Below are 13,132 nucleotides of genomic sequence, written 5' to 3' on the forward strand. Positions count from 1 at the left end.
CGTTTAAGTTTTTGAATGTTAATTATTCCCTTCAAAAAAGAAGTAGTTAAATTACTCCATAAAAATTGAATTCCCAGTTTCAATGGATGCTTTTGCAAGTGTTTTTAAAGCGCTTAGCGTTTCTTTATACTCTTCATTAACAACTGTTTTCTTTTTTATCACCTCAAATTCTATAGTCGTTGGTACATTGTTCTTTGAAATCAATTTCTCTTTGGTTTCAAAGGAATTACCATTGGATAAGTCTGTAAATTTATATTGATTTTGTGGTAAAGTTTCTTGTATGAAATGCCTTGATTTAAACATTTCTTTTGTCTTACTTAAGACTACCATTTGTAATTTTGCATCTCTTTTTTCAAAATGCTTATTTATAAAAAATCCTTGATCACCTAAACATAAATGCTCCTTGGCATGAATAGCGTTAAGGATTATAAAGGGCGTGTCAGGCTGAAATGATGCAAGGATGTCTACTGAGCCCTTTTGAAGCAGCATGTATTTTTCTTCTTCTGTAGTGTTCCTTTGTAGTATTTCAACTTCTTTGAGTAGCCCTTGAGCCAACCTGACATCTAGTTTATTACTGTTCTCAAGTGTTAGTTGCTCGACTAAAACTGGGTAGTTATTTTTTCCTCCTAATTTTTCAAGTGTAATTTTAAAGGCCTTTATTTTTTCATTTGTACCAATAAAAATATTGGCCATATACATATCTAGATGTTCACAAGCGAGTAGTCTCCAATCGGCAAATTCAGATCCTAGTAAATAATACTTTTTAATATCCTTATACTTTTCCTGCTCTGGAACAACCCAATCAATCTTTTTTTCGGTTACCGAAATAAATTCTTCATTTGCGGGAGCAACCGTTTTTCCTTGTATATAACAGTTACAACGAACATATCCATATTTCATAAAGTTTCATATTGTAGTTAACGTGATATCACTTAGGGTAATGGAGTAAATTTAGGATAAAACTTACCAAGTACAAAGTTACTTTTACTTTTTTGGAGAAATTTTACAAGAAATCTAGATCTTATTGTAATATAAAATGGGATTCTTTCAGGATGACACGTTTTGGGTTGTTTGTTTGGGATAAAATAGCACGCAGATTTCGCAGATTTTAAATTGAAAGTTGATGTGGGATCTTTCCTTCGTCAAGATGACAAGATTGGGTGTGAATATTGTGTAATCTATGTTATCTTGATGCTCTTTTTTAATCACAAACAATAACTAAACATATTTTATCCACAAACTACATCCACAAACTTGTCATGCCGACGAAGGAGGGAACTCAAAAGAAACTAAAATCTAACTAATGAGATTTAACTAGTTTGAAAGTGTTGGATTATGGAAATTGATGTGGGGTCTTTCCTTCGTCAAGATGACAAGATTGGGGAGGTGGTTTGGGGAGTTTCGAGTGGGTTCCCTCCTACGTCGGGATGACAAACTTGTGGGGATTGTTTGTGGAAATGGTTTTGTAAAAAAACTATAAAATTAGGTTTAATTTGTGTACTATTTTTAACTGCAAAGCACTTCCTCAAACTTGTCATCCCGACGAAAGGAGGGAACTCACATCTACTTCAACTCCTGTTATAAATCTGTGTACATCTCTTATTTCTCCAAAAATTGATGATTTAAAAAAGTAAAATTTTCATTAAATGATTGTATAAGACTTAATTTCTTTTCTCTTCTCCATCCTTTTAGTTGTTTTTCTCTTGCTATTGCTTCTTGAATCCAAGTGTATTTTTCATAATAAACTAGATATTCCGTTTTATATCGTGATACAAAAGAGTGTGTATTTTCCTGTACAGAATCAATATGTTGTTGCAAACGAATTTTTAAATTATTTGTCACTCCAATGTAAAAAGTAGTTCGGTGTTTGTTGGTTAAAATATAGACATAATAAGTATGGTATCCGTTTGTTAAATTTTGCATGGAGAGAAATTGTTTTATAAAAATAAAAAATGTTTTTGATTTAGAAGGTAATTTAGGGGATTGATTGTGGATTTAGGTTGTGGAAATGGATTGAGAATATACTTTATGGAGTTTCGAGTGGGGTCTTTCCTTCGTCAAGATGACAAGTTTGGGGAGATTGATTGCGGATTTGGGTTGTGGAAATAGATTGAGGATATACTTTGTGGAGTTTCGAGTGGGGTCTTTCCTTCGTCAAGATGACAAATTTGGGGAGATTGATTGCGGATTTGGGTTGTGGAAATGGATTGAGGATATACTTGTGGAGTTTCGAGTGGGGTCTTTCCTTCGTCAAGATGACAAGTTTGGGGAGGTTGATTGCGGATTTGGATTGTGGAAATGGTTTTGTAAAAAAACTATAAAATAGGTTTAATTTGTGTACTATTTTTAACTGCAAAGTACTTCCTCAAACTTGTCATCCCGACGTAGGAGGGAACTCACATCTACTTCAATAGCTGCTTTTGTTAAACTATGTGTATCTCTTATTTCTCCAAAAATTGATAATTTAAAAAGGTAAAATTTTCATTAAATGATTGTATAAGACTTGATTTCTTTTCTCTTCTCCATCCTTTTAGTTCTTTTTCTCTTGCTATTGCTTCTTGAATCCAAGTGTATTTTTCATAATAAACTAGATATTCCGTTTTATATCTTGATACAAAGGAATGGGTGTTTTCACTCACAGAATCGATGTGTTGTTGCAAACGGATTTTTAAATTATTTGTCACTCCTATGCAAAAAGTAGTTCGATGTTTGTTGGTTAAAATATAGACATAATAAGTATGGTATCCGTTTGTTAAATTTTGCATGGAAAGAAATTGTTTTATAAAAATAAAAAATGTTTTTGATTTAGAAGGTAATTTTGAGGGATTGATTGTGGATTTAGGTTGTGGAAATGGATTGAGAATATACTTTATGGAGTTTCGAGTGGGGTCTTTCCTTCGTCAAGATGACAAGTTTGGGGAGATTGATTGCAGATTTGGGTTGTGGAAATAGATTGAGGATATACTTTGTGGAGTTTCGAGTGGGATCTTTCCTTCGTCAAGATGACAAGATTGGGTGAAAATATTGTGGTTGAAAATTTTTTAATCTATATTATTTTAATACTCTTTTTTAATCACAAACAATAATTAGACATATTTTATTCGCAAACCACTTCCATAAACTTGTCATGCCGACGAAGGAGGGAACTCACAAGTAGCTAAACATATAATTAATAAACTCTGATTAATTTGAGGGTGTTTGATTGTGGAAATGGATGTGGGATCTTTCCTTCGTCAAGATGACAGGAGAACTGTTGCTTTATTACAAAAGGAACTAGATTTAGAACGCATTAAAAAAGAATTAATTGAAGTGGATGCTTTCATTTTGGCTATTACAAATCATAAAGCGACTTTGTAAATAAAATTCTTTAAGACGAAAGGGTTGTCATATAATAGGGCAACCCTTTTTGTATGTATGGCTTATAAAACTATTGCTTCTGTTATGGCTTTGATTTTGTTTTTTATAAAATATCCTTTTCATACTATTCCCATACACTATCCATACCTTTGATTAACCTTTGATATGGAGTAAGGATGAAGCATGGATGAAGCTAAAATGCCAAAAACAAAATGGCTCTCATTTTTACATAAAAGCCACTCATGAAGATACATAGTTTGTGATATACTAAAAATTATTATTTTTTAGTTTTTCAATTTTTAGCTTTAAATACTTTCGAATTAAAATATACAAATCGATCATAATTACAAGTGTAACAATTAAAGCTAATGAAGGTAACATCATTATTAAAACATCTTTCATATTTATTTGGATTTAAGTTATTTATTTAGTTCTATAGCAGATAAATAGTTGTGAATTTAAATACCAAACTCCAAGATTTGATACTATATTATTTATTCTCTTTATCTTAAATCATTAGACTCTATTTTTTGCTTTAAATATTTTATCTTAAGATTTAGATATAGGTTTATTTTTTTAAAAAATATATATCCAAAATAAACTAGCAATATAAGAATAACGATTAATAGGATTTGCCAAATAATCAACCCGTAACTTGTCTCTTCAATTGTTTTTACCATTTTTATTTATGAGTTTAAATATTTATCTAAACATTTTGAAAGTTTTTTATAAAATTTAAAACCAAAATATAATATAATTATGTAAATAATTGTATTTATAATCAGTGGCAGAAAAGTTATAAAATAATCTAGGTTTGAGTTTTCAGTAATAATTTTGCTTTCTTTCATAATTTTAAGTTTTTTAGTTAAAAATCCAAGAACTAGTCTCTATTTCTCCATATTGAGGATTAAATATTAATGTAATTTTAATTTGTTGGTTGAATGTAATATCTTTAGTTCCAGGTAGAGGTACATAAATAGTGTGATTAAGATTACCAAAAATAACAATTTTTATATTACCATTACTTAGTACTTCTTTAGTAGTTAAATCATCAAGAGTTTCCCACGTTATACCAGGGTGGAGACCTGTCATTTGAATGTTTAGAATGTTTTCATCAACATCATAAGTGCCATCTGGATTTTCATCGAATTTAATATTAATTTTCAATCCATATAAAAAATTAATCTTAATACCATAAGTTCCTATGTGATCAATATTAGTAGATGGTAAATTTATAGTTTCATTAAAAGAACCATAATTTTGCTGATTATTTATAAATTCATTTTTAAAATCTGATAAAGAATTTACTATAATATGCTCATTATTTGGATTATGGGTTGATATTTGAATATCTTTTAATCCAATTATTGAAAGATCCATTAATTCATCTACAAACTGTTGTGCCTGTGGCTCAATAATTATCATTGTAGGGTCACCACCCAGTTGAGGGTTATAATTTGGGGTTGGAACTACAATTAAATTATTTACTAAATATTCTTGAATAGAAGGATTGGAATAATAAACTACTAATTCTTCTTGTGTTAATGTATTAAGAAAAGGATTAAGAAAAATTGAGGCAGGATAAACTCCTCCTGTTCCATTACTAGCACTACCTGTGTCTTCTATAATTTGAACAGGCACTGAAGGATCATTACAAGTGGTAGTAACATAAATCTCAAAATGCGCATCGTTTGTATAACCTGGAGCACATGATTCTCCTACACCATGCTCTCCAGAATGACTGCATTTAACCTCTACTATATTTATTATATCTCTACATCTTCCTCTAGCGACATTTTCTATTTTACTTTCATTATTTTGTTTCACTCCATTAATGTATTCTGATGTTGCAGTTATTTCAAAATTTAAATCTAAAATTTGAACTTCACCAGAAAAATGAGCTATATCTAATGTTGTTGTAGGAGTTGTTGGAATATACTTTAAAAAACCTATTTTTTCTGATTCATTTGTATTCTTGGTAATAATGAGTTTAAGAAAATAAGGTTTTTGCTGAGAGTAAGAATTTAGATATAAACTATAAGTAGTTAAACTCTCATTTTTCTGAATTTTAGTAAAAGTTGGCTCAGATTGACTTGTTCTTAAAAAAGAATCATTGTTAAAGGTATAAAATAATTCACCTTGCAAAATTGCTTTAATCTGTGGTGTTTTAATTTCGTTATTTAGTTCAGTAAAAGAAATTTTACTTGAAATAATACTTGGAATGATATTGCTTTCTATTGTAGTAGAGACTTCTTCCTTTTCACAATTTGTAAAAATCGAAATTATAAAGGTCAAAATTAATAGCTTTATTAAATTTTTCATAAATTTGTTATTTAATTAAATTAATTACAGTCATACTTGTGTTCGACAAAACATTTATTTAAGTATGGCTGTTTTTTTATAGTTGGAATTTTCTTAAAACAAAAAAAAAGCCAACTCTCTCTTTATTCTTGTTTAATAGTTTTATTTTAGAAACTCTATCAATTTCTTTATTTGCTCGTCTTTTTTATGGGTTACTAACAGCTGAATCAATCCCTTCATAGTGGCCAACTATATTATAAGAAAAACATAATAGCAGTAATTGCTCTCCTTATTTCTTCTCTTATTCGTACTTATCTAAAAGTTTTAATATTTTTTTAAATAACCTAATCAAATAGTAAAGGATGATTAGAATCGTTATTATTAAAACAATTTGAAACATAAAATCTAAATCTAACATATTATATCTTTTAGCAGAATTACAATCATTCTTTATTTCGATTTCAAAACTAGAGGAGTTTTTTAATCTACACAAACAAAGCATATCGAAATTCAGGAATTTTGATAACAAATTCAGGAATTCATTATTTATTATTTTTTTTAGTGATTGTTTTTAATAGTTTTGTTCATTTCAAATCCCCTATTAATGCTTTTAATTTAATTCATTATTAAATAATTCACCATACATGAAACATTATTCTTTATTCAAAAGTGTACTCTTTTTATGTATACCCGTTTTTATAATTGCTCAAAACAAGCAAAATGATTTAGAAAATTTATCATATAAAGAATTAAGGGTGTGTTTTTTTAAAGGTTATGATGAAAACAACAATCAAATTGAATATGCTAAGCAATATTATAAAAAGGCGGAAAAAGAAAAAAATGAATTAGAAAAAGGAAGGGGTTATTACTTATTAGCGTATAGTGTGTATAATGATGATGAAAATTTATCGCTATCTTATTTTAAAAAAGCTCTAGTATATAGTAAAAAAAATAATGACACTAATGTAATTCCCATGATACATTATTACATAGGTGGTATTCTACAAAATCAATTAAAATTCAAAGAAGCTGTAAATAATTATATTCTAGCTGATAAAACAAATAAAAATGAAGATTTTTCATATGAATTAAAACTAAATATTGGAGTAATTAAATCTGAGTATTTAGGAGAAATAGATGAAGCATTACAACTCTACAAAGAATGTTATAATTTTTACAAAACTAAAGGTTCTCGAAATCCCAAATACCATAATTTTTATAAAGAAATTTTATTTGACATCGCAGATGCTTTCAAAGCTAAAAGGATCATCGACTCTGCTACATATTACAATAAACTTGGAATTATAGAATCCCAATTTTCAACTGATGAAGAAATGAGGTATCTTTTTATATTAAATGAAGGTGCAAATCAAGTTTTAAATCAGAACTATAAAGTTGCTCTCGATAGTATAGAGAAAGCCTTACCTATTATGATAAAACATAAAAACAAAGGCAATACTTTAGCTGCCTATTATTATTTAGGAAAAATATATGCAGACTTAAACAATAAAGAATTAGCTGTAAAAAACTTTCTTTTAGTTGATTCAATGTATCTAGCAGACAAAGAATTAACACCAGAATTTTCTAGTGGTTACAATTATTTAATTTCATTTTATAAAGCTGAAAAAGATAAAGAAAATCAATTGAAATACATTACAAGATTTATGTCTATCGACAGCGTCTTTCAAAAAAATTATAAAGAAGTTTATAAAACTATTCAAAATGAATATACTGTTCCTAACTTAATCAACGATAAAGAATCTCTTATATACTCTTTAAAGAAAGAAAAAAAATATTTTTATTGGAGTTTAGTTATAGTATCTACAATAGCCTTAAGTCTAAGCGTCTTTGCAATTTTCCAATATAAACAAAAAAGGCGATATAGGTTACGATTTGAAAAAATTATTTCTGAATCGAAAATAACAAAAACAAATGAAAGTAATAAAAATAAAATTTTAACTGAACAAAATATTGATATTGGAATTGCTCAAGAAGTTGTGGATAAAATTTTAGAAAAACTAAACAATTTTGAATCACAAAAGCACTACCTACAAAACAATATCACCATACAATCTCTTTCAGAAGGTTTTGAAACAAACAATAAATATTTATCTAAAGTTATAAAAAAATATAGAGAAAAGACTTTTATACAATATATAAATGATTTGAGAATAGAATATGCAATAAATCAATTACAGTTAGATAAAAAACTTCGAAACTATACCATTATTGCTCTAACTAAAGAGTTTGGCTTTAACAGTAGCGAATCTTTTTCAACCGCTTTTATTAAAAAGACAGGAATTAAACCTCTTTATTTCATAAAAGAATTAGAAAAATTAAACAACTAAAAATCAAATAATTACATGTTTTTAAATTATTAAAATTCCCGAATTTCGTTACACAAAAAACAATTTTATATTTTTTAGATTAAAAAAGACTTTAAATTTGCTAAAGATTCTAAATATAATCCAAATGAAAACAAGCAAGCAAACAAAATTTCTATTTGAAAAATATGAAATCGCGAAATTTAAAAAAATAAAAATCGTAGGAGGTACTGGAACAACTAATGGGGATCCAGATCCAGATACAGGTACTAAGACTAGTGAAAATTGCTCAACAAAACCAGGGTGCCAAAGAGACCCAAATGATCCAGACCCTATTAATCCATTTGACCCAGATCCAAATACAGAAATATAAATATGAATAAAATGAGATTAATAATTGTTTTAATAATTGTTTTAATTGGATGTAAACCTTTAAAAAAAAATGATTTAAACAAAACAACATATAAGAAATGGCATTTAAATAATAGCTTAAATGGTATTTCATTAAACAAATGGCATAAAGAAAACCCTAAAAAAATAAAAGAGCAAATCGTCATAGCTGTTTTAGACACTCAAATAGATACGAATCACGAAGATTTACAAGATCAATTTTGGGTAAATATAGACGAAATTCCAAACAACACAATTGACGATGATAATAATGGATATATAGATGACGTAAATGGTTGGAATTTTTTAGGAACAAAAAGTGGTAACTACATTGTATGGGCTAATTTTGAATATGTAAGATTTATTAGAGATTGGAAAGAAAAATTTGAAGGAAAGAAAAAAGAAGATGTTGAAGATAAGGATTTAGAAAATTTTAAAATATACTCTAGATGCATTGCAGTCCTTAATTATAAAAAAAAGTATTATGAAAATAATCAAAAATCTTTAGATTATGATATTTTCATATATCCCAAAGCAAAAGACACTTTAAAGTATTATTTTCCAAATGAGGACTATAACTATGAAAAATTAGCAAATCTATATAATAAAGTTAAAGGAGACGACAAAAGAACGTACTCTGACATGTTAAATAATAAAGATGAAGATTTTTTAGCATTAGTCTATAATTTTTATAGTAATTACGCATCAAATATAACTAGTCTTGAGATTTTACAAGATAAAAAAATACAAACCGATTCTATTTTGAAGAAAAATCTTAATATAGATTATAATGAAAGAGTTTTTATTGGAGACAATCCAAATATTTTAGAAAAAGGATATGGCAATAATAAAATTAATGCAAAAATAAAAGAAATAAGGAGTTTTAACACTCACAGTACAGAAGTTTCTAGTATCATGGCGTCGATTCGTTCTAATGGCTTAGGGTCAGATGGTTTTTCAAATAATATAAAAATTATGCCTTTAACTATATCTGCTTCAGGTGATGAACACGATAAAGATATTGCAATGGCTATATATTATGCTGTAGATAATGGTGCTAAAGTAATTAATATGTCTTTTGGAAAAGATTTTTCATTGCACAAAGAATGGGTTTTTGAAGCGATGCAATATGCTGAAAACAAAAACGTCTTATTAGTGCATTGTTCTTCAAATGATAGTAGAGACATAGATAGGTATCATGATTATCCTAACGACATCGGATATAATAAATTGCCAGAAGTAGTTGATAATTTTATAAGCGTTGGCTCTATTTCTAAAAGAACGGATAGCACTATGGTATCTTCTTTCTCTAATTATGGTAAAAAAAATGTAGATATTTTTGCCCCTGGAGAAGAAATATATGTTGCTATTCCTGACAATCAATATAAATATGACTCAGGCACTTCATTAGCGGCTCCAATGGTTTCCGGAACTGCAGCCTTAATCTGGTTGTATTATCCAAACTTAACGGTTCAAGAAGTAAAAAATATTATTTTAGAATCTGGTGTTACTATAGATAAAATGGTTATTAAACCTGGAACAAAAGATGAAATGGTACATTTCTCAGAATTATGTAAAACAGGCAAAATACTAAATACTTATAATGCTATGAAAATGGCTGAGGAAGTAAGTAAGAGGAATAAATAATGTTAAAACACTGTTATCTTTTATTTATTTTCATTAGTTGTAAATCATTAGTAAATAAACATAATGATATAGAAAAAAGTACAGATACTTTATTTCTTTGGCATCATAAAGATTTTGATAAAGATTCAATACATGGTATTTCATTAGACAAATGGTATAATGAGAATAATAAATCATCAAACAATAAAATTATTGTAGCTACAATTGATTCTCAAATCGATTTGAATCATGAAGATTTACAAAGTCAAATTTGGACAAATAAAAAAGAAATCCCTAATAATGGAATTGATGATGATAATAATAGTTTCATTGATGATGTAAATGGATGGAATTTTATTGGAGTGGGTAATAATAACATACAAGCCTTTTCGAATTTTGAATTTGTACGGTTTATCAAAAAAAATAAGGTTTTTTTTCAAGGAAGAGATAGTCTCAAATATATAAATACTCCTTTGTATAGAGAATATAAAAGAGCTTTAAAAAAATATGAAAGCGAGTACAATTATTATACAGAATATTTAAAAGCAGAAGGAATACTTATCTCTGCTTATTATCCTGCTAAAGACACTTTAAAATATTATTTCCCAAAAGAAGATTATACAACAAAACAATTGGATAGTTTGTATCAAATACACAAAACTAACGACAAAACATTTGTAGAAAGAGTTAATGAGAATGACACTAGTAGAGAATTTCCCGATTTGATTTTTTACATGAAAATGATTAAGAGATTAAGTTTTACAATAGAACAAATGGAAAATTCTAGTAAACACAAAGATTCTATTGTAAAAAAATTATTGAATTTTGATTATGATGATAGAATAAGAATAAAAAATCATCATTTAGAAAAAGGGTATGGAAATAATAGTCTTAACTCACATGAGAAACTGAAGAGACATAATACAGAAGTTTCTAGTATTATTATTGCAAATAGAAATAACAATAAAGGTGTTAAAGGATTTCATAATAATATTCAGGTAATGCCTTTAACTATCTCACCATTTGGAGATGAACACGATAAAGATATTGCAAATGCCATTTATTATGCTGTTGATAATGGAGCTAAAGTAATAAATATGTCTTTTAGTAAGGAATTCTCATTAAATCAAGAAATAGTAACAACTGCTTTACAATATGCAGAAGATAAAAATGTATTAGTCATTCATACATCAGGCAACGCATCGTCTAATATTGATTTAACGCCCTTTTACCCTTCCGATTTTAATTATGTAAATTCAACAGAAATAGTTAATAACCTTATTACAGTTGGCTCTATTTCTAAAAGAAATGATGAAACTATGGTTACACCATACTCTAACTATGGTAAAAACAATGTAGATATTTTTGCACCAGGTGAAGATATCTATATTGCTTTACCAGACAATAAGTATGATTATGACTCAGGTACTTCACTAGCTGCTCCTATGGTTTCTGGCACAGCAGCCTTAATCTGGTTGTATTATCCAAACTTAACGGTTCAAGAAGTAAAAAATATTATTTTAGAATCTGGTGTTACTATAGATAAAATGGTTATTAAACCAGGAACAGAAAATGAAATGGTACATTTCTCAGAATTATGTAAAACGGGTAAAATACTAAATACTTATAATGCTATGAAAATGGCTGAGGAAGTAAGTAAAAGAAAAATCAGAAATTAGAAATCAGAAAAAACATAGAAATAAAATTTAATTAAATTTGTATTTCAATACAACATAAATATCAAACATGAAAAAAATCATCTTACTACTAGCGCTATTTATATATACTACTAGTTACTCTCAAAACGCAAAAGAAATTTCTAGAGAATGGACGTCTTTTACTCAATCGCTATCTATTGAATCTAAGACAAAGAAAAAATTTAAAATTGAAGCTTCAGTTAAAGTGATTAGCGATGAAAAACAAGCTTGGGCTGGACTTTGGGCAAGAGTTGATAACAAAAATAAAGAAACCGGTTTTTTTGATAATATGCGAGATAGACCTATCAAATCAAATGATTGGCAAACCTATACTATTGAAGGCACTATTGATGAAAATTCAAAAACATTAAACCTTGGAGGATTGTGTTTGTATAATGGTAAATTCTTTTTTGATGATTTTGAATTGTTTATAGAAAATGATAAAGGAGTTTTAGAAGTTGTAAAGGTTTTCAATGGGGATTTTGAAAAAAAAGTTGAAAATGGTACTATTCCAAGATGGAGTCAAGGTGTATCAAAAGAGAAAAACGTAAAGGTAAAAGAGTTTGACGTTACCTCTACAACTGACAAAGTAGAAGGAAAGCTAGCTTTATTAATTGAAGGAAAAGGCATTGTTTACAAAGAAGCTTATAAGATAAACCCTATGGAGGATGTCTCTCCTCAAATAGGAACTTTAATAGCTATGCTGGAAAACTTAAAAGACCGAGTTGAAAATCAGGTAAAAAACATGACCCAGTATGAATTGGATTATTTACATGATGAAAAAGCCAATAGAATAGGTTCGTTGATTATGCATTTAGCTGCTGCTGAAAAATACTATCAAGTATATACTTTTGAAAATAGAGAGTTTAATGAGGAAGAAAAAAAGATTTGGCAAGTACCATTAGATTTGGATCAAGGTGGACGCGATGAATTAAGAGGGCATGATGCACAATATTATCTTGATATTTTTAATGAGGTAAGAGCAAAAACAATAGCTGAATTAAAAAAACGTGATGATGTGTGGTTAACAGAAGTTCACGAAGATAGTAATATGAATAATTTTTTTGGTTGGTTTCATGTTATGGAGCATCAATCCAGTCATTTAGGACAAATCTTATTTTTAAAGAAGAGAATACCACCAGAACCTGAAGTAAAATTGGAACAATCAATTAAAAACTAATTTTTTGACTTACTAGTGAGCCCTTTTACAGGATGACAAGTTTGTGGATGTAGTTTGTGTTTAAAAGAGCACGCTGATTTCGCAGATTTAATTAGTTTGTGGAAAGAAGTTAAAATAGTTTTGTTTGTGGAGTTGCGAATGAGATCCTTTACAGGATGACAAGTTTGTGGATGTAGTTTGTGTTTAAAAAGCACATTGGTTTCAAAAACTTGCCTTGCTGAAACACAAAGTATAATTTATAAAATAAGATGCTGAAA

Annotated in this window: 11 protein-coding genes; 7 read left to right on the forward strand and 4 right to left on the reverse strand. The window is 28.2% G+C overall.

Features of this window, described 5'->3' with window-relative positions; genetic code table 11:
* Positions 1-51: 51 nt before the first annotated feature.
* From ACULEV_RS14200 to ACULEV_RS14210, 3 genes are all read right to left on the reverse strand, one after another.
* Positions 52-900, reverse strand: coding sequence for a hypothetical protein (locus ACULEV_RS14200; protein WP_445455699.1), 849 nt, complete (start codon positions 898-900; stop codon positions 52-54).
* Positions 901-1,599: 699 nt separating this feature from the next.
* The gene (locus ACULEV_RS14205; protein WP_445455700.1) at positions 1,600-1,923 is read right to left on the reverse strand and encodes a GIY-YIG nuclease family protein; all 324 of its coding nucleotides are present in this window, start codon (positions 1,921-1,923) and stop codon (positions 1,600-1,602) included.
* Positions 1,924-2,441: 518 nt separating this feature from the next.
* Positions 2,442-2,765 carry a GIY-YIG nuclease family protein gene (locus ACULEV_RS14210; protein WP_445455701.1) on the reverse strand — a complete coding sequence of 108 codons (324 nt, stop codon included), beginning with the start codon at positions 2,763-2,765 and terminating at the stop codon, positions 2,442-2,444.
* Here ACULEV_RS14210 and ACULEV_RS14215 point away from each other — a divergent pair.
* Positions 2,764-2,952 (forward strand): hypothetical protein, encoded by a 189-nt coding sequence (locus tag ACULEV_RS14215; protein ID WP_445455702.1) that lies wholly within the window; start codon positions 2,764-2,766, stop codon positions 2,950-2,952. The two genes, ACULEV_RS14210 and ACULEV_RS14215, sit on opposite strands and share 2 nt — an antisense overlap.
* A 246-nt stretch (positions 2,953-3,198) precedes the next feature.
* Positions 3,199-3,357, forward strand: a complete 159-nt coding sequence (locus tag ACULEV_RS14220) for a hypothetical protein (protein WP_445455703.1) — start codon at positions 3,199-3,201, stop codon at positions 3,355-3,357.
* An 861-nt stretch (positions 3,358-4,218) separates the two neighbouring features.
* On the opposite strand, the gene ACULEV_RS14225 is transcribed toward ACULEV_RS14220, so the two are convergent.
* Entirely contained in the window at positions 4,219-5,679 is a 1,461-nt protein-coding gene (locus ACULEV_RS14225; RefSeq protein WP_445455704.1) for a hypothetical protein, read from the reverse strand.
* Between the two features lie 623 nt (positions 5,680-6,302).
* Here ACULEV_RS14225 and ACULEV_RS14230 point away from each other — a divergent pair.
* The 5 genes from ACULEV_RS14230 (at position 6,303) to ACULEV_RS14250 (ending at position 12,875) form a co-directional block, all read left to right on the forward strand.
* The gene (locus ACULEV_RS14230; protein ID WP_445455705.1) at positions 6,303-8,006 is read left to right on the forward strand and encodes a helix-turn-helix domain-containing protein; all 1,704 of its coding nucleotides are present in this window, start codon (positions 6,303-6,305) and stop codon (positions 8,004-8,006) included.
* 124 nt (positions 8,007-8,130) lie between these two features.
* Positions 8,131-8,355 (forward strand): hypothetical protein, encoded by a 225-nt coding sequence (locus ACULEV_RS14235; protein WP_445455706.1) that lies wholly within the window; start codon positions 8,131-8,133, stop codon positions 8,353-8,355.
* Positions 8,356-8,366: 11 nt separating this feature from the next.
* Positions 8,367-10,019 carry a S8 family peptidase gene (locus ACULEV_RS14240; RefSeq protein WP_445455707.1) on the forward strand — a complete coding sequence of 551 codons (1,653 nt, stop codon included), beginning with the start codon at positions 8,367-8,369 and terminating at the stop codon, positions 10,017-10,019.
* Positions 10,019-11,677 carry a S8 family peptidase gene (locus ACULEV_RS14245; RefSeq protein ID WP_445455708.1) on the forward strand — a complete coding sequence of 553 codons (1,659 nt, stop codon included), beginning with the start codon at positions 10,019-10,021 and terminating at the stop codon, positions 11,675-11,677. The genes ACULEV_RS14240 and ACULEV_RS14245 overlap by 1 nt, the downstream gene beginning before the upstream one ends.
* Before the next feature lie 67 nt (positions 11,678-11,744).
* On the forward strand, positions 11,745-12,875 hold the full coding sequence (locus ACULEV_RS14250) for a DinB family protein (protein WP_445455709.1): 1,131 nt from the start codon (positions 11,745-11,747) through the stop codon (positions 12,873-12,875).
* The last annotated feature ends 257 nt before the right edge of the window (positions 12,876-13,132 follow it).

The sequence above is a fragment of the Flavobacterium sp. HNIBRBA15423 genome, from assembly GCF_052655965.1.